Origin of the sequence: Bradyrhizobium sp. (assembly GCF_019242285.1) — a bacterium.
In the GTDB taxonomy this organism is placed as follows: Bacteria; Pseudomonadota; Alphaproteobacteria; order Rhizobiales; family Xanthobacteraceae; genus Bradyrhizobium.
The window spans coordinates 1-16,574 of sequence record NZ_JAFAVV010000264.1; the positions used below are offsets into that span (position 1 = coordinate 1).

Annotated in this window: 16 protein-coding genes; 9 read left to right on the top strand and 7 right to left on the bottom strand. The window is 65.6% G+C overall.

The features are described 5' to 3' along the window. Nucleotide 1: 1 nt before the first annotated feature. Nucleotides 2–886: an NAD(P)-dependent oxidoreductase gene (locus JOY90_RS10195; protein ID WP_291691010.1), complete on the bottom strand. Its 885-nt coding sequence runs from the start codon at nt 884–886 to the stop codon at nt 2–4. Between the two features lie 184 nt (nt 887–1,070). Between JOY90_RS10195 and JOY90_RS10200 the strand changes: the two genes are divergently transcribed. The 4 genes from JOY90_RS10200 to JOY90_RS10215 all read left to right on the top strand — a co-directional run bounded on the left by JOY90_RS10200 (nt 1,071) and on the right by JOY90_RS10215 (nt 5,218). Beyond that, a complete protein-coding gene (locus tag JOY90_RS10200; protein WP_291691011.1) occupies nt 1,071–1,514 on the top strand; it encodes a VOC family protein in 444 nt (147 codons plus the stop codon). Between the two features lie 68 nt (nt 1,515–1,582). Continuing rightward, nucleotides 1,583–2,710 (top strand): Mrp/NBP35 family ATP-binding protein, encoded by a 1,128-nt coding sequence (locus JOY90_RS10205; RefSeq protein ID WP_291691012.1) that lies wholly within the window; start codon nt 1,583–1,585, stop codon nt 2,708–2,710. Nucleotides 2,711–2,875: 165 nt separating this feature from the next. Next, nucleotides 2,876–3,964: a TRAP transporter substrate-binding protein gene (locus tag JOY90_RS10210; protein WP_291691013.1), complete on the top strand. Its 1,089-nt coding sequence runs from the start codon at nt 2,876–2,878 to the stop codon at nt 3,962–3,964. A gap of 165 nt (nt 3,965–4,129) precedes the next feature. Further along, on the top strand, nt 4,130–5,218 hold the full coding sequence (locus JOY90_RS10215; RefSeq protein ID WP_291691014.1) for an ABC transporter substrate-binding protein: 1,089 nt from the start codon (nt 4,130–4,132) through the stop codon (nt 5,216–5,218). A gap of 73 nt (nt 5,219–5,291) precedes the next feature. Here JOY90_RS10215 and JOY90_RS10220 read toward each other — a convergent pair whose 3' ends face one another. The 5 genes from JOY90_RS10220 to JOY90_RS10240 all read right to left on the bottom strand — a co-directional run bounded on the left by JOY90_RS10220 (nt 5,292) and on the right by JOY90_RS10240 (nt 10,225). Then, a complete protein-coding gene (locus JOY90_RS10220) occupies nt 5,292–6,893 on the bottom strand; it encodes a TRAP transporter large permease subunit (RefSeq protein WP_291691015.1) in 1,602 nt (533 codons plus the stop codon). Beyond that, a complete protein-coding gene (locus tag JOY90_RS10225; protein ID WP_291691016.1) occupies nt 6,890–7,429 on the bottom strand; it encodes a TRAP transporter small permease subunit in 540 nt (179 codons plus the stop codon). Before JOY90_RS10225 ends, JOY90_RS10220 begins: the two co-directional genes overlap by 4 nt. Before the next feature lie 317 nt (nt 7,430–7,746). Then, on the bottom strand, nt 7,747–8,781 hold the full coding sequence (gene moaA, locus JOY90_RS10230) for a GTP 3',8-cyclase MoaA (RefSeq protein ID WP_291691017.1): 1,035 nt from the start codon (nt 8,779–8,781) through the stop codon (nt 7,747–7,749). 138 nt (nt 8,782–8,919) lie between these two features. Further along, on the bottom strand, nt 8,920–9,384 hold the full coding sequence (locus tag JOY90_RS10235; protein ID WP_291691018.1) for a hypothetical protein: 465 nt from the start codon (nt 9,382–9,384) through the stop codon (nt 8,920–8,922). 160 nt (nt 9,385–9,544) lie between these two features. Next, nucleotides 9,545–10,225, bottom strand: a complete 681-nt coding sequence (locus tag JOY90_RS10240) for an HAD-IA family hydrolase (protein ID WP_291691019.1) — start codon at nt 10,223–10,225, stop codon at nt 9,545–9,547. Nucleotides 10,226–10,306: 81 nt separating this feature from the next. Here JOY90_RS10240 and JOY90_RS10245 point away from each other — a divergent pair, with 81 nt between their 5' ends. From JOY90_RS10245 to hisC, 5 genes are all read left to right on the top strand, one after another. Next, on the top strand, nt 10,307–11,140 hold the full coding sequence (locus JOY90_RS10245) for an SDR family NAD(P)-dependent oxidoreductase (RefSeq protein ID WP_291691020.1): 834 nt from the start codon (nt 10,307–10,309) through the stop codon (nt 11,138–11,140). 114 nt (nt 11,141–11,254) lie between these two features. Further along, complete coding sequence (gene rpiA / locus JOY90_RS10250; protein WP_291691021.1) at nt 11,255–11,959, top strand: ribose-5-phosphate isomerase RpiA; 705 nt, start codon at nt 11,255–11,257, stop codon at nt 11,957–11,959. A gap of 17 nt (nt 11,960–11,976) precedes the next feature. Continuing rightward, complete coding sequence (locus tag JOY90_RS10255) at nt 11,977–12,507, top strand: DUF2059 domain-containing protein (RefSeq protein ID WP_291691022.1); 531 nt, start codon at nt 11,977–11,979, stop codon at nt 12,505–12,507. A gap of 32 nt (nt 12,508–12,539) precedes the next feature. After that, nucleotides 12,540–13,928, top strand: a complete 1,389-nt coding sequence (gene gor / locus JOY90_RS10260; protein ID WP_291691023.1) for a glutathione-disulfide reductase — start codon at nt 12,540–12,542, stop codon at nt 13,926–13,928. A gap of 37 nt (nt 13,929–13,965) precedes the next feature. Further along, entirely contained in the window at nt 13,966–15,018 is a 1,053-nt protein-coding gene (gene hisC, locus JOY90_RS10265) for a histidinol-phosphate transaminase (RefSeq protein WP_291691024.1), read from the top strand. A gap of 55 nt (nt 15,019–15,073) precedes the next feature. Here hisC and JOY90_RS10270 read toward each other — a convergent pair whose 3' ends face one another. Then, nucleotides 15,074–16,393: a trypsin-like serine protease gene (locus tag JOY90_RS10270; protein WP_291691025.1), complete on the bottom strand. Its 1,320-nt coding sequence runs from the start codon at nt 16,391–16,393 to the stop codon at nt 15,074–15,076. Nucleotides 16,394–16,574: the final 181 nt, after the last annotated feature.

A 16,574-nucleotide genomic window follows, 5' to 3' on the forward strand; every position in this document is an offset into this window, starting at 1 on the left:
CCTACTTCTTGTCGGCATGCTCCAGCCTCGCCAATAGGCTCGACGTGTCCCACCTTTTGCCGCCGATCCGCTCGACCTCGGAATAGAACTGATCGACCAGCGCGGTGACCGGCAGGCTGGCGCCGTTGCGGCGGGCCTCGGCGATCGAGATCGAGAGGTCCTTGCGCATCCATTCGACGGCAAAACCGAAATCATATTTGCCCTCGTTCATGGTCTTGTAGCGGTTCTCCATCTGCCAGGACTGCGCGGCGCCCTTGGAGATGGTGTCGACCACGTCGGGGACCGACAGGCCGGATTTCTTCGCAAAATGGATGCCCTCGGAGAGGCCCTGGACGAGGCCTGCGATGCAGATCTGGTTGACCATTTTCGTCAGTTGGCCTGCGCCCGCAGGCCCGAGCCGCTTGCACATCCGCGCATAGGCGCCGGCGATGATCGGCTCGGCGCCGGCATAGGCGTCCTCGTCGCCGCCGCACATGACGGTGAGCACGCCGTTCTCCGCGCCGGCCTGGCCGCCGGAGACGGGGGCATCGACGAACTTGAAGCCGGCCTTCTTCGCCGCGGCATCGAGCTCGCGGGCGACGTCGGCGGAAGCCGTGGTGTGGTCGACGAAGGTCGCGCCCTTCTTCACGCCGGCGAAGGCGCCGTCGGCGCCGATCGTGACCGCGCGCAAATCGTAGTCATTGCCGACGCAGCACATCACGAAGTCCTGGCCTTCGGCTGCGGCCTTCGGCGTCGGCGCGGTGCGGCCGCCGAACTTCTCGGCCCAGGCTTGGGCCTTCGCCGCGGTACGGTTGTACACCGTGACCTCGTGGCCACCTTTCTTCACCAGATGTCCTGCCATGGGAAAACCCATCACGCCGAGACCGAGAAAAGCGACTTTAGCCATGTGTGCTACCTTGCTTGAGGACCTTGTGCCGGCAGGCGCCCGGACCGCGCCGCGCCGTCATCTGCCTGAGGAGGGGCACCATACCCCCTGCGCAGCCAAGGGCAACGGCTTCGTGTCTCCCAAAACGCCGGGCCCGTGATAGGGTAGCTTACCAAACAACCTCACAAAAAAGGGAGTGTACCGCATGGGCATGAGCGTAGGCGTGCTCGACCATTTCAACATCCGGACCCGCAATCTCGGCGACACCGTCCGCTTCTACGAGGACGTGCTCGGCCTCGAGAAGGGATCGCGGCCGAATTTCGCCTTCCCCGGCGCCTGGATGTACAGCGAGGGCAAGGCGGTGGTGCACCTCGTCGACATCTCCCAGACCGACGAGGCGCAGAAGCCGGATTCCGGCGTCGTCCACCATGTCGCCTTCGCCAGCCAGGGCTTTGACGGCATGAAGAGCCGTCTTACATCCAAGGCCATGCCGTTCGATGCGCGGCAGGTTCCCGGCGGCGACCTCTGGCAGATCTTCGTCAACGACCCCAACGGCGTCATGATCGAGTTGAACTACGAGGCCGCCAAGGAGCAGGGTGCCGCGCCGTCGGAGCGGCACGATGACGTCGGAACCACGGTAGCCTTGTGAGCCGGACCGCTTTATAAGCCGCGTCCGCCGCTCTTTGTGGTCGGACGCGGCTTGTAGGAGATGCGGTCTTGAGCGTGACACAGCAGCAGGTTCTCGATTGCCTGGCCAGAGTGAGGTCGCCGCGCGGCGTGGCCCTCACCGAGGCGAAGGTGCTGTCGCCGGTCACGGTGAATGACGGCAAGGTGTTCCTGTCGATCAATGTCGAGGCCGGCGAGGCGCGGGCGTGGGAGAGCGTCCGGGCACAGGCCGAAGGTGCGTTGCGCGCACTTCCCGGCGTATCCGCGGCGATGGTCGCGTTGACCGCCGAGCGCAGGCCCGGCGCGCCCGCAGATGCCCGATCGCGCGGTGCGACCGGCGTGGCGCCGGCCGCGGCGCACCGGCCGCCGCACAGCCCGGCGGGATCGCCGATGGCGCGGCAGGCGGAAATTCCCGGCATCGCCGCCGTCATCGCGGTCGCCTCCGGCAAGGGCGGGGTCGGCAAGTCCACCACTGCGCTCAATCTGGCGCTCGGCCTGCGCGACCTCGGCTTGAAGGTCGGGCTGCTCGATGCCGACATCTATGGTCCGTCGGTGCCGCGGCTGGCCGGCATCAACCAGAAGCCGGAGCTCGACGACGCCCGCAAGATGATCCCGGTCGATCGCTTCGGGCTGAAGGTGATGTCGATCGGCTTCCTGGTCGAGGAAGACACCGCGATGATCTGGCGCGGGCCGATGGTGATGTCGGCGATCACCCAGATGCTGCGCGACGTCGCCTGGGGCACGCTCGACCTGCTGGTGGTCGACATGCCGCCCGGCACCGGCGACGCGCAACTGACGCTGGCGCAGAACGTGCCGCTGAAGGGCGCGATCATCATCTCGACGCCCCAGGACCTCTCGCTGATCGACGCGCGGCGGGGGCTCGCGATGTTCACCAAGGTGAACGTGCCGGTGCTCGGCATCATCGAGAACATGAGCTATTTCCAGTGCCCGCATTGCGGCACCCGCTCGGACATTTTCGGCCATGGCGGCGCCCGCCATGAGGCCAGGCGCCTCGGCGTCCCCTTCCTGGGCGAAATCCCCCTGCACATGGCGATCCGCGAGACCTCCGACGCCGGCAACCCGGTGGTCGTCTCCGCGCCGGATGGGCCGCATGCCGCCGCCTACCGGGCCATTGCCGCCGCGGTCCGCGACCGGCTCGCGGGCGTGACCGCAACCTGAGCGGCTCCCCCGAAGGTGGGATGCGACTTTGGTTTAAACAGTCCAGTCATGCCTTCGTCGCGTTTTCGCGCACCCTGCATCCATGTTAGAGCGGCGCCAACCGGATTCGCGTCGAGGCAGGATTGCTTGATGCGCGGGGGAAAGCCCCAACAAGGAGATGGCTTGATGAAGCGTCGAGATTTTCTGAAGGTTTCCGCCGTCGGCGCGGCGGCGAGCGCGGTGGCATCGCCCGCGATCGCGCAGTCCTCGCCGGAGATCAAATGGCGCATGACGTCGAGCTTCCCGAAGTCGCTGGACACGATCTACGGCGCCTCGGTCGAGTTCGCCAAATACGTCGCCGACATGACCGACAACAAGTTCCAGATTCAGGTGTTCGCCGCCGGCGAGATCGTGCCGGGCCTGCAGGCGCTCGACGAAACCACCAACGGCACCGTCGAGATGAGCCACACCGTCTCGTATTATTACGTCGGCAAGGACCCGACCTTCGCGATCTACGCCTCGGTGCCGTTCGGGCTCAACGCGCGACAGCAGAACTCGTGGTGGTACCAGGGCGGCGGCCAGGAGCTCGGCAACGAGTTCTTCAAGAAGTTCAGCGTCATCGGTTTTCCCTGCGGCAACACCGGCACCCAGATGGGCGGCTGGTTCCGCAAGGAGATCAAGACGGTCGCCGATCTGTCGGGCCTGAAATTCCGCATCGGCGGCATCGCGGGGCAGGTGCTGCAGAAGGTCGGCGTGGTGCCGCAGCAGCTCGCCGGCGGCGACATCTATCCCGCACTGGAGAAGGGCACGATCGACGGCGCCGAATGGGTCGGCCCCTATGACGACGAGAAGCTCGGCTTCCAGAAGGTCGCGAAGTATTACTACTATCCGGGCTTCTGGGAAGGCGGCCCGACCGTGCATGCCTTCTGCAACCTCGACAAATGGAATTCGCTGCCGAAGAGCTACCAGGCGATCGTCAGCGCGGCGACCGCCTATGCCAACACCTGGATGGCGGCGCGCTACGACCTGCAGAACCCGTCGGCGCTGAAGCGGCTGGTCGCTGGCGGCACCCAGCTTCGTCCCTTCACCAACGAGGTGCTCGAGGCCTGCCTGAAGGCGACCAACGAATTGTGGGGCGAGATCTCGGCCAAGAACGCCGACTTCAAGAAGTCGATCGACGCCATGCAGGCTTATCGCTCCGACGAATATCTGTGGTGGCAGGTCGCCGAGTATACGTTCGACACCTTCATGATCCGCTCGCGCACCCGCGGCTGATCGAGGTCGATCTAAGCCTTAAGTCGTAGAAAGAAGCCCGGCCTCACCCGAGGTCGGGCTTTTTTGTGGCATCGGGGATGGAAATCGGGAACTGGATGTTTCATGTTCAAGACGAGCCCTCGAAGCAGAAGGCTGAAATCGACAAAGTCACTCCAGGGAGGGATCATGAAAAGGCGGGATTTCATCAAGGTCACCGGGTTGGGCGTTGCGGGCGCAGCGGCGGTCGCTTCGCCTGCGATCGCGCAGTCGATGCCGGAGATCAAATGGCGCATGACCACGAGCTGGCCGAAGTCGCTCGACACGCTGCACGGCGGTGCCGAGATGATGGCCAAGATGGTCGGCGAGGCCACCGACAACAAGTTCCAGATCCAGACCTTTGCCGCCGGCGAGATCGTGCCCGGCCTGCAGGTACTCGACGCCGTGCAGAGCGCCACCGTCGAGATGGGGCACACCGCCCCCTATTACTATTTTGGCAAGGACCCGACCTTCACCTTCGGCTCCTCGGTGCCGTTCGGCCCCAACATGCGCATCAACCAGGCCTGGTACACGCTCGGTGGAGGCAGGGAGAACCTCAACGAGTTCTTCAGGAGCTACAACGTGACCTCGCTGCTCGCCGGCAACACCGGCTGCCAGATGGGCGGCTGGTTCCGCAAGGAGATCAACAGCGTCGAGGACCTGCAGGGCCTCAAATTCCGTATCGGCGGCTTCGCCGGGCGCGTCATGCAGAAGCTCGGCTGCGTCCCGCAGCAGCTCGCCGGCGGCGACATCTATCCCGCGCTGGAGAAGGGCACCATCGATGCCGCCGAGTGGGTCGGTCCCTATGATGACGAGCGGCTCGGGCTCTACAAGGTCGCGCCGCACTACTACTACCCCGGCTGGTGGGAAGGCGGCACCATGCTGCTCGCCTTCATCAATCTCGACAAATGGAACGCGCTGCCAAAATCCTACCAGAGCGTGCTCGAGCAGGCCGGTCACCTCGCCAACAACTGGATGATGGCGAAATACGACTCGGTCAATCCGATGGCGCTGCGCAAGCTGCTCGCCGGCGGCACCAAGCTGCATCCGTTCTCCGCGCCGATCATGGAGGCCTCGTTCAAGGCCGCCAGGGAGCTGCACAACGAGGTTTCGGCGACGAACGCGAATTTCAAGAAGGTCTACGAGTCACTGACCAGTTTCTCGAACAACAGCTATTCCTGGTTCCAGGTCGCCGAGGTCGGCTACGACAACTTCATGGCGCGGCATTCGCAGAGCTGAACCAGCGAGCACGCCGCAAACAAAAACCCCGGAGCTTGCGCTCCGGGGTTTTGCCATGGCCGCACCCTCTTGGTTATTGTTTCGGCGGGCCGAAATCCAGCGGCGGCAGGTCGATCTGCGGCACCTCGATCTTGACCTTGTTGAGATCGACGTCGACCGGCTTGTCGAGCAGCGCCGTCACCGTGCTCGGGAACGCGATCACCAGGATCACCATGATCGCCTGCAATCCGATCCAGGGCATCGCGCCCCAGTAGATGTCGGAGCTCTTGACCTCCTTCGGCGCCACGCCGCGCAGATAGAACAGCGCGAAGCCGAACGGCGGATGCAGGAACGACGTCTGCATGTTGACACAGAGCATGACGCCGAACCAGATCAGCGCTGGCCCCTCGCCGACGGCGGGCGCGAGGATCTTCTGCGCGATCGGCGCGATCATCGGCAGGATGATGAAGGCGATCTCGAAGAAGTCGAGGAAGAACGCCAAAAAGAAGATGAAGATGTTGATGAACAGCAGGAAGCCCCAGACGCCGCCGGGCAGCGAGGTCAGGAGATGCTCGAGCCAGACGCCGCCGGAGACGCCGAGAAAGACCACGGAGAAGCAGGTCGAGCCGATCAGGATGAACGTGACCATGGTGGTGATGCGCATGGTCGTCTCGTAGCCCTGCTTGATCAGGTCGCGCAGGTCTCCGATGCGCACCGCCTCGAGGCAGATCCAGACCACCGCGAGATAGGTGACGGCGAAGGCCGCCCTGAACAGCGCGCCCTCGGTCATGTAGATGCCGACGATGGTGCCGACGCCGGCGGCGACGATGCCGATCACCAGCACCTTGTTTCCGGCCGAAGAAAAGTCCTTGTGGTGGATCGCGGCGAGCACGATGGCGCCCACCGCGCCCATGGCGCCGGCCTCGGTCGGGGTCGCGAGCCCCATCATCATGGTGCCGAGCACGACGAAGATCAGGACCGCGGACGGGATGATGCCCATCAGGCATTTCTTCCACAGCGCCCAGCCGGTCAGCGTGCGCGCCTCCTTCGGTACCGCCGGCACGTGGCTCGGCTTGAAGATGCCGAGCAGGAAGGTGTAGCCGGCGAACAGCAGGATCTGGAACACCGACGGGCCCCAGGCGCCGAGATACATGTCGCCGACCGACTTGCCGAGCTGGTCGGCGAGCACGATCAGCACCAGTGACGGCGGCACCAGTTGGGTGATGGTGCCGGAGGCCGCCAGCACGCCGGTGATGTAGCGCATGTTGTAGCCGTAGCGGATCATCACCGGCATCGAGATCAGCGCCATGGCGATGACCTGCGCCGCCACCGTGCCGGTGATGGCGCCGAGGATGAAGCCGACGATGATCACCGAGTAGCCGAGCCCGCCGCGGACCGGCCCGAACAACTGGCCCATCGAGTCCAGCATGTCCTCGGCGAGGCCGCAGCGCTCCAGCACTGCGCCCATGAAGGTGAAGAAGGGGATCGCGAGCAAAAGCTCGTTGGAGAGCACGCTGCCGAACACGCGGCCCGGGATCGCCTGCAGGAAGTTCAGGTCGAAGAAGCCGAGATGGATGGCGAGGAAGCCGAAGGAGAGCCCGACCGCGGCCAGCGTGAAGGCGACCGGGAAGCCGATCAGCATCGCCAGAACCAGGCCGCCGAACATCATCGGCGGCATCATCTCCAGCGTGATCATTGCGTCGGCCTCTCGTACTTCGCGTCGATCGTGACGTAGCCCTGCAGCGCCGCGATGCGCTTGATGACTTCGGAGACGCCTTGCAGGGCCAGCATGACGAAGCCGGAGGGGATCACGAACTTGATCGGCCAGCGGATCAGGCCGCCGGCGTTGCCCGATACCTCGCCGACCGAATAGGCCTGCATGAAGAACGGCCAGGACAGATAGGACAGCAGCAGGCAGGCGGGGATCAGGAAGAACAGGGTGCCGATCAGGTCGAGCCAGAGCTGGCCGCGCTCGGACAGGAAGAGATAGAAGATCTCGACCCGCACATGCTCGTTGCGCTTGAAGGTGTAGGACGCGCCGAACATCACCAGGATCGCGAACATGTACCACTGTGCCTCGAGCCAGCCGTTCGAGGAGTAGCTGAATGCGTAGCGGATCATCGCGTTGGCGGCGCTGACGAGGCAGGCGGTCAGCACCAGCAGATTGCAGACATAGCCGATCTTCTCGTTGATCTGATCGATGGCCGTACTCAACGCCAGCAATGGACGCATCATGTTCTCCACGGCCGCGCCTTGGCGCGTGCCGGTGATCTCGTATCGTCGTGTCCCGCCGCCACGCGGCGACGGCGCGCGAACGGCCGTCGCGTCGGCGAACGGCTGATGTGAAGGAGCATTCCCAAGAGTTTCCCCGGTGGTCGGCCGTCTTGACTGCGCCTGCGCGCAGCGGCCTGTCCGGCCATGCGGGTATTGGATGATCGTGCCCGAAAGCTCATCACCATTTCAGCGTGCTTTCGCGCCGTCAATTGGAAAATCGGCAAATCGGGACGCCGTCAAGCCGTTGCGACGGCTTGGTAAATCCACGGAGCCGATCAGCCGCCGGTCACGCTCATATGGCGGCTGACGCTCGGCCGGTTGTGACGGCGGTCGATGATGAAGTCATGGCCTTTCGGCTTGGCGCCGATGGCGCGATTGATCGCGGCGTCGAGCAGGTCGTCGTCGGCGGAGGCCCGCAGCGGTTTGCGCAGGTCGGAGGCGTCCTCCTGGCCGAGGCAGGTGTGAATCGTGCCGGTGCAGGTGATCCGCACCCGGTTGCAGGATTCGCAGAAATTATGGGTCATCGGGGTGATGAGGCCGAGCTTGCCGCCGGTCTCGGCGACGCGGACGTAACGGGCCGGCCCGCCGGTATCGTCGGCGAGGTCGGTCAGCGTGTAGCGCTGGGACAGCCGCGCTCGGACCAGTGACAGCGGCAGGTACTGATCAATGCGGCCGCTGCCGATCTCGCCCATCGGCATCACCTCGATCAGCGTCAGCGCCATGCCGTTGCCGTGCGCCCATTCCATCAGCGCAGGAATTTCGTCCTCGTTGAGATTCTTCAGCGCCACCGCGTTGATCTTGACGGCGAGTCCGGCCGCGCGTGCCGCGCCGATGCCCGACAGCACCTTGTCGAGCTCGCCCCAACGGGTGATCGCGCGGAATTTCTGCGGGTCCAGCGTGTCCAGCGAGACATTGATGCGGCGCATGCCGCAGTCGGCGAGCTCCGAGGCGAAGCGGGCGAGCTGCGTGGCATTGGTGGTCATGGTCAATTCGCGCAATGCGCCGGTGCCGAGATGGCGCGACAGCGAGCGCACGAGCGACATCACGTTGCGGCGGACCAAAGGCTCGCCGCCGGTCAGCCGGAGCTTCTTCACGCCCTTGCGGATGAAGGCCGAGCACAGCCGGTCGAGCTCTTCCAGGCTCAACAGATCGGCCTTGGGCAGGAAGGTCATGTCCTCCGACATGCAGTAGAAGCAGCGCAGATCGCAGCGGTCGGTGACCGATACCCGCAGGTAGCTGATGCTCCGGCCGAAGGGATCGATCATCGGACGCGACGGCGTTGGAAGAGGACTCACATCGGGTCCGGTCATCAAATCGAAGGCCTTGCTGTTGGACGGGACCGCAAACCGCGATCGGCGGAATCTGGAATTGGTCGCAATCTAAGCATGATGCGACCCGCCGACAATCCGTTCGCCGCCCGGAAAGTCCGATTGCTGCAGTGCGGGCGATTATCGGCCGGTCGGCGCCGGCGCGCCCGGGCCAGGGAACGGCGACGGGTCGGCAGGCGCGGTGGCGGCTGCGGGGGCCTTCGGCTTCCTGGGCCGCAGCTTGTGCGCCTTCGGCGGCGGCCCCATCGGCTGGAGTTCCGCGAATACGGGACTCGGGTCGATCGTGGTCGTTGCCGCGGTGGTAAGATCACCGGGATTGCGCATGACCTGTACCTGGATCGTGGCCGGCTGGTACTTGTTCAGGGTGTAGGTCACCGAGAAGCCGCCCTGGTCGGGCGGCGTCACCGACACGGAGCAGGGCGTCTTGCAGCCCGGCCCGATCGAGGTTCGGGCGTCGGCGCCCGGCGGACTGGATTCGAGCTGGACCTGGACCGGTGTCGGCGCCGACTTGAAATAGTCGAACGAAAAGGACGAGCATCCGCCCAGGCTTGCTGCCGCCGCAGCAATCGCAATGACACGACGCATGTTTTTCCACCACCTTAACTGCGACCGGAGGTCGCAATCCCCGCGCCGACCATAGGAGTGTCAAAACACCTGTGCAACCCGACGGTTCGGTAACGTTAATTGATGGTTAACATTTCCTCCTGGAACCGGCGCAAAATGGCGAGTCCTATCAAGGGCTTAGTCAGGTGTGCGCCAGCAGTTCCTCGACCGCGAGCGGTAATTCCTTCATGTGATGGATCAGCCGGTCCGGTTTCAATTCGGCAATCGGAACGTCGGTATAGCCGAAGGACACCCCGATCACGGGAACCCGGGCGCGGCGGGCGACGCCGATGTCGGTACCGGCATCGCCGACCATGATGGCCGAGGACAATTTTCCGCTGGCCCGCACCACCGTCTGCTGCAGAATTGCCGGTTCGGGTTTCGACACGCCAAACGTGTCCGCGCCGCAGATCGCGGCAAACCGCTCACTCAATTCCAGGCGATCGAGCAGCAGCTTCGAGAGCCATTCCAGCTTGTTGGTGCAGACCGCGAGCCGATAGCCGCGCGACGACAATTCGTCGAGCGCAATCTCGAGCCCCTCGAACGGCCGCGAAGCGTCGGCGATATGATCGGCATAAAACGCGATGAAATCAGCCGTGAGGCGGTCGAGATCCGCAACGCTGACGACGCGGCCCTCCAGCTCCAACCCGCGCTCGAGCAGTCTGCGCGCGCCGGCGCCGATCATGTTGCGCGCCGAGGCGAGCGGCACCGGCGGCAGGCCTTCGCGGGCGAGAACGTGGTTGAGCGCACTGATGAGGTCGGGAGCGGTGTCGACGAGCGTGCCGTCGAGATCGAAGACGATGGTGGGGGTGATGCTGACCATCGAGCAGGGCTAGCGGTGTTGGCCCCGGCATGCAAGGTGCAGATGAGGTGTCCTCAAGATCCAGAACATAGGGAGGAATTCATGCAGCAACTGAAAGGAAGGACGGCATTCATCACCGGCGGTGCTTCCGGCATCGGGCTCGCGATGGGCCGGGCCTTTGCGATGGCCGGCATGAAGGTGATGCTGGCCGACATCGAGACCGCCGCGCTCGACCGGGCCATTGCCATGCTGAGGGATGTTGCGCCCGACGTCCGCGGCGTCGCCTGCGACGTCGCCGATGCCGGGAGTGTCGAGCAAGCCGCCCACGTTACGCGCGAGGCCTTCGGCAACGTCCATATCCTCTGCAACAATGCCGGCGTCGCCGCCGGCGGCGGCATCGACACCATCTCGCTCGACAATTGGCGATGGGTGATCGACGTCAACCTGATGGGGGTCGTGCATGGCATCAAGGCCTTTCTTCCCCATATGCGGGCGCATGGCGAAGGCGGCCACATCGTCAATACCGCCTCGATGGCCGGCATGAATGGCGGCCTCGGCTTCAGTCCCTATGTGGCGAGCAAGTTCGCGGTAGTCGGCATGTCGGAAGGACTCTGGGGGCAGCTCAGGGGCGAGGGAATCGGGGTCAGCGTGCTCTGTCCGTACTTCGTGCGGACCCGCATCGGCGAGAGCGGCCGCAACCGGCAGGCGCAGTATGGCGCGACGCCGTCGCTCGATCCGGCGAGCCCCGCTGCCCAGATGCTGGCCGAGCTCGCCAGGCGTCTGGAGGCCGGGCTCGACCCCGCCGATGTCGCGGCCCGCGTCCTGGACGCGATTCGGGAGGAGAAACTCTACGTTTTCACCCATCCGAACATGCGCGCCGATGTCGACGAGCGGTTCGCCGCCATCCAGCGGGCCATGGAGGGGGTGACGGGCTGAACGAAAGTCAGAAGGTCAAGCCCCAATCGGCGCTATTCCCGCCTGCCAAACGGGGCTAGATAGGCCGCCGGCCCGTGGGGAGGGGCGGCGGGTCTCTCGGGGTCGGTTCCAGAAGTGACGATGGACGAATTGAAGCGCCAGGCGGCCGCGCGCGCCCTCGACGAGGTGCGCGATGGCATGAGACTCGGGCTCGGCACCGGCTCGACCGCGAAGCATTTCGTCGAGCTGCTCGGCGAGCGGGTCCGTGACGGGCTCGATGTCGTGGGCGTGCCGACGTCGGAGACGACTCGCGCCGACGCCGAGCGTTGCGGCGTGCCCCTGGCCACGCTCGACCAGATCGACCGGCTCGATTTGACCGTCGACGGCGCGGACGAGATCGATCCGGCACTCAACCTGATCAAGGGCGGTGGGGGTGCCTTGTTGCGCGAAAAGATCGTCGCCGCAGCCTCTGATCGCATGATTGTGATCGCCGACGAGTCCAAATGGGTCGCGACGCTCGGCCGCTTTCCGCTTCCCGTCGAGATCATCCCGTTCGGCGCCGCAGCGACGCAGCGCGCGATGGCAACAGCGTTCGCGGAAAGCGGTGTTGCCGGGCAGATGGCCATCCGCAGGACCGCCGACGGCCACGTTTTCGTCACCGATGGCGGCCACTGGATCGTCGACACCCATCTTGGACGAATAGTTGATGCCCCGCGTCTGGCGGCCTTGCTGAGCGCGATTGCCGGCGTCGTCGAGCATGGGCTGTTCATCGGGCTCGCGAGCACCGCCGTCCTGGCGGGCACGCAGGGAATTCGCGTGGTTGAACGGCGTCAGTCGTAATCCCAAGGAGAAGCGGAATGAAGAGGGTTTTCAAGATCGTGTCGGCGGCTGGGCTGGCGCTGGCTCTGGGCGTGACGCTGGCCGGCCTGCCGGCGGGCGCGCAGCAGCCGGCGGCGCCGCCGCCCAAGGCGTCGCCTGGCGCCATTGCCGCCGCCAAGGAAATCCTGGCGCTGAAGAATGCGGCGGCGATGTACGCCAACGCGGTTCCCAACATCGTCGAGCAGACCAAGGCCCAGCTCCTGCAGACCAACCTGAACTACCAGAAGGACCTCAACGAGGTCGCGCTCATCGTGGCCAAGAACCTGGCCGGCCGCGAGAAGGAGATCGGCGATGGCATGGCCCAGATCTACGCCCAGGCATTCACCGAGCAGGAGCTGAAGGACCTTGTGACCTTCTACAAGTCGCCGCTCGGGCAGAAGCTGCTCGGCACCGAGCCCAAGGCAATTCAGTTCAGCATGGCCTATATGAACCAATGGGCCCAGCAGTTCGCCGAGACCGTCAACGGCGAGTTCCGCGCCGAAATGCGCAAGCGGGGTAAGCAGATCTGAGCAGAGGATGAAACGGAGGTCGAGGTTGGAACATGGCTGAATTCGACGTCGACCTTTTCGTCATCGGAGGCGGTTCAGGCGGTGTACGCGCCGCCCGCATCGCGGCGGGGCACGGCGCGCGCGTCATGATCGCCGAAGAATACCGGATGGGCGGCACCTGCGTGATCCGCGGCTGCGTGCCTAAGAAGCTGTTCGTGATCGGCTCGCACGTTCATCAGGAGATCGAGGACGCCGCGGGCTTCGGCTGGACCATTCCAGCCGCGACGTTCGACTGGCCGACGCTGATCGCCAACAAGGACAAGGAGATCGCCCGGCTGGAGGCCGCCTACACCAGCAATGTCGAGAAGTCGGGCGCGCGCATCGCCAAGGCGCGCGCCGTGTTCGAGGATCCGCACAGCTTGCGGCTGTCGACCGGCGAAACGATCCGCGCCGGGACGGTGCTGATCGCGACGGGATCGGCGCCCAATCACGGGCCGATCATTCCCGGCATCGAGCATGTGATCTCGTCGAACGAGGCTTTCCATCTGCCCGAGCTGCCACGGCGCATCCTGATCCAGGGCGGCGGCTATATTGCGCTGGAATTCGCCTGCATCTTCGCAGGATTCGGCTCCGACGTGACGGTGATCTATCGCGGCGACAACATCCTGCGCGGCTTCGACGACGACGTTCGCGCCCATGTGCGCGCCGAGATGGAGCGGGAGGGTATCACCGTGCTGACCGGCTGCACGGTCACGAAGATCGACAAGCACGGCAGGGACTACACCTCCCATCTGTCGAACGGCTCGAGCGTCGCCTCCGACCAGGTGATGTTCGCGATCGGCCGGCATCCGAACGTCGCCAATCTCGGGCTGGAAAAGGCCGGCGTCGCCATCAATCCGGGCAATGGCGGCATCGCGGTCGACCATTTCTCCAAGACCTCGGTGCCGCACATCTACGCGATCGGCGACGTCACCCATCGCCACAACCTGACGCCGGTCGCGATCCGCGAGGGCCACGCCTTTGCCGACACCGTGTTCGGCAAGCGCACGGTCGAGGTCGATCATTCCTCGATTCCGACCGCGGTGTTCTCGCAGCCGGAGGTCGGCACGGTGGGGCTGACCGAGATGGAAGCGCGCGCGCAGTTTGCCCGCGTCGACATCTACAAGACCGCGTTCCGGCCGATCAAGGCGACCATGTCCGGCCGCGACACCCGCGTGCTGATGAAGCTCGTGGTCGACGGCACGAGCGACCGCGTGCTCGGCTGCCACATCGTCGGCGATACCGCCGCCGAGATCATCCAGGCGGTCGCGATCGCGGTGAAGATGAAGGCGACCAAGGCCGATTTCGACGCCACCTTCGCGCTGCACCCGACCGCTGCCGAGGAGCTCGTGACCATGCGCACGCCCACCGCACGCCATGTGCGCGAGGCGGCGGCGGAGTAGGGGAGCGGACGAACACCGTGCGATCGGGGCGTTGGTCATGAGCCGCTTCTGGAGCCCGGTCGTGCGCGGCCTGTCGCCCTATGTGCCCGGCGAGCAGCCGAAGCAGGAGGGCCTCGTCAAGCTCAACACCAACGAGAATCCGTATCCGCCCTCGCCCCGCGTGCTGGCTGCGATCGCCGCCGCGACCGATCGGCTGCGCCTCTATCCCGATCCACGCGCAGCCGCGCTGCGCGAGGCGATCGCGGCCCGCTACCAAGTCACGCCCGAAGAGGTGTTCGTCGGCAACGGCTCGGACGAGGTCCTCGCGCACACCTTCCAGGCGCTCCTGAAGCACGACGCGCCGCTGCTGTTTCCCGACATCACCTACAGCTTCTACCCGGTCTATAGCCGCCTCTATGGCGTCCGCTACGAGGAGGTGCCGCTCGATGCCGCGATGCAGGTGCGGATCGCCGACTTCCGGCGTCCCTGCAGCGCCATCCTGCTCGCCAATCCGAACGCGCCCACCGGCATCTCCCTTCCGCGCGATGCGATCGAGGCGCTGGTCACCGCGCATCCGGACGCGCTCGTGGTGATCGACGAGGCCTATGTCGATTTCGGCGGCGAGAGCGCCGTGCCGCTGGTCGCGCGTCACGATAATCTCCTGGTCGTCCAGACTCTCTCCAAATCGCGGGCGCTCGCCGGACTGCGCGTCGGCTTTGCGATCGGCCAGCGGCCCTTGATCGAGGCGCTGGAGCGGGTCAAGGACAGCTTCAATTCCTACCCGCTCGACGGCCTCGCCATCGCCGGTGCGGTCGCGTCCATCGCGGACGAGGCCTGGTTCGAGGAGACACGCCACCGCATCATCGCGAGTCGCCGATCGCTGGTCGATGCGCTGTCCGGACTCGGCTTCGAAGTGCTGCCGTCCGCGGCGAATTTCGTCTTCGCCCGCCATCCCCGCCGCGGCGGCGCCGAGCTCGCGGCCGAGCTTCGCGCGCGTGGCATTCTGGTCCGGCATTTCCAGAAACCCCGGATCGAAGACTTCCTGCGCATCACGGTCGGAACCGACGATCAGTGCAGCCGCTTGGTAGCCGTGCTGCGAGATCTGATCTGATCGCTGCGGCCGCGCTGGACAATCATTGCGAAGTATCGAGGCCGGATGGGACCGATCAGCGGCCGCGTCCGGCCTCGGCCGCGATCAACTCCTTCACTTCCGCCGCGAACTGGCCGGCTGAGACCGCGAACCCCAATCGCGTCTCCTCGTGAAAGGCCGAGAAGATGCCGACCACGGCCGGTCCGCCGTCGATGTCGGCCAGGATCGGCGAGCCCGAATAGCCGTGATTGGCCAGGCACTGGATCGTCAGCAGCCGCTCGTCCCTGCCCAGATCGGCGCGGCAGTTGCGCTGTGCGGTCGGCGAATAGCGCCGCTCCTCGCCATAGCCGATCTCGGAGATCGTCCCGGCCGACGTGGCCGCCCTCAGCTCCTCGCGTGTCAGCGCCTTCACCGGGACCGGGCGGCGGCCGGGCACGGTGTCTTTCAGGACGATCAGCGCCCAGTCCGCGGTCGAGCGGTCGATCGTCCACTTGTCCTTCAGGGTCGGAACGAAATCCTTCGCCACGACGAAGCGGTCGGCCGCGGCCGATGACGCCGGCGTTCCCTGGTTCATGCCGGCCAGGAAATGCACGGTCCCCGGGGTGATCAGCTCGGTGCCGTTCAGCAGGCAGTGCGCGGCGGTGAGCACGATCCGCGGCGCGACCAGCGTGCCGCTGCACCAGCCGCCGGTGCTGAAATGCGCGATGGCGACCACGCCGATCACCGAGGCAGGCCAGGTCGAAGGATCCGCGACCTCGCCGATGTGCCGGTCGAGACCTAGCAGCTCTTCCGCGCGCGGATTGGCGATTGCGGCGACGGATGATTCAGGCTTCGGCTTCCAGCGCGCGATGATTTCCTGCGCCTGCGCGCGCTGCGACTCGCTCAGCGGCAGTTTTTGTACGGTCCTGCCTGCGGTCCGGACGCCGCCCTGGCCGGCCAGGACGAGGAGGGCGTAGCCCTGCACCACGTCCTTCGGCACGCTCCTGCCGTCGAGCGTCATCAGGCCGAGCATGTATTGCGCCTGGGAGAACCCTTGCGCAGCCGCGCGGGCGAACCATCGCGCGGCTTCCGCATCGTCGGGTCGGGTGCCTTCGCCGTTCACATAGACGAGGCCGAGAAAGTGCTGGGCGACCGCGAGGCCCTGGTCCGCGGCCTTGCGGTAGGAGGTGATCGCCGCGGCGGGATCGCGCGGCAGGCCCCAGCCATAGGCCTGCATGAAGCCGAGGTCGAACTGCGCGCGGGCGTCGCCCTTGTCGGCAAGGGGCGACAACCGCCGCACTGCGCTCGCGTAGTCGCCCTTGCGGGCCGCGGCGACGGCGTCGTCGAGCTCGGCGGCCGCCGCCGGACCTGCGAGCCCCAGAAGGAGGACGAGAAAGGCGAGGAAGTACTTGATCATGTCGCTCCTTGATGGAACGACAACGCGACATGATCAAGACGGCCGCCAGGCAATGACACCCGCCGTCCGCGCGCGTACCTCCGGCGAGGCGAGGCAGGTCGCGACCGCCTCGTAACCGGCCGCGCCGGGATAGGGCGCGACCCGGCTCGGCGGGCTATGATTGGCCGGGCAGAACAGGATC

Coding starts and splice junctions, on each gene's coding strand:
- JOY90_RS10200 (WP_291691011.1), top strand. CDS start 1,071: ATGGGCATGAGCGTAGGCGTGCTCGACCATTTCAACATCCGGACCCGC.
- JOY90_RS10255 (WP_291691022.1), top strand. CDS start 11,977: ATGAAGAGGGTTTTCAAGATCGTGTCGGCGGCTGGGCTGGCGCTGGCT.
- JOY90_RS10210 (WP_291691013.1), top strand. CDS start 2,876: ATGAAGCGTCGAGATTTTCTGAAGGTTTCCGCCGTCGGCGCGGCGGCG.
- JOY90_RS10245 (WP_291691020.1), top strand. CDS start 10,307: ATGCAGCAACTGAAAGGAAGGACGGCATTCATCACCGGCGGTGCTTCC.
- moaA (WP_291691017.1), bottom strand. CDS start 8,781: ATGACCGGACCCGATGTGAGTCCTCTTCCAACGCCGTCGCGTCCGATG.
- JOY90_RS10235 (WP_291691018.1), bottom strand. CDS start 9,384: ATGCGTCGTGTCATTGCGATTGCTGCGGCGGCAGCAAGCCTGGGCGGA.
- gor (WP_291691023.1), top strand. CDS start 12,540: ATGGCTGAATTCGACGTCGACCTTTTCGTCATCGGAGGCGGTTCAGGC.
- hisC (WP_291691024.1), top strand. CDS start 13,966: ATGAGCCGCTTCTGGAGCCCGGTCGTGCGCGGCCTGTCGCCCTATGTG.
- JOY90_RS10240 (WP_291691019.1), bottom strand. CDS start 10,225: ATGGTCAGCATCACCCCCACCATCGTCTTCGATCTCGACGGCACGCTC.
- JOY90_RS10220 (WP_291691015.1), bottom strand. CDS start 6,893: ATGATCACGCTGGAGATGATGCCGCCGATGATGTTCGGCGGCCTGGTT.
- JOY90_RS10225 (WP_291691016.1), bottom strand. CDS start 7,429: ATGCGTCCATTGCTGGCGTTGAGTACGGCCATCGATCAGATCAACGAG.
- JOY90_RS10215 (WP_291691014.1), top strand. CDS start 4,130: ATGAAAAGGCGGGATTTCATCAAGGTCACCGGGTTGGGCGTTGCGGGC.
- JOY90_RS10270 (WP_291691025.1), bottom strand. CDS start 16,393: ATGATCAAGTACTTCCTCGCCTTTCTCGTCCTCCTTCTGGGGCTCGCA.
- JOY90_RS10195 (WP_291691010.1), bottom strand. CDS start 886: ATGGCTAAAGTCGCTTTTCTCGGTCTCGGCGTGATGGGTTTTCCCATG.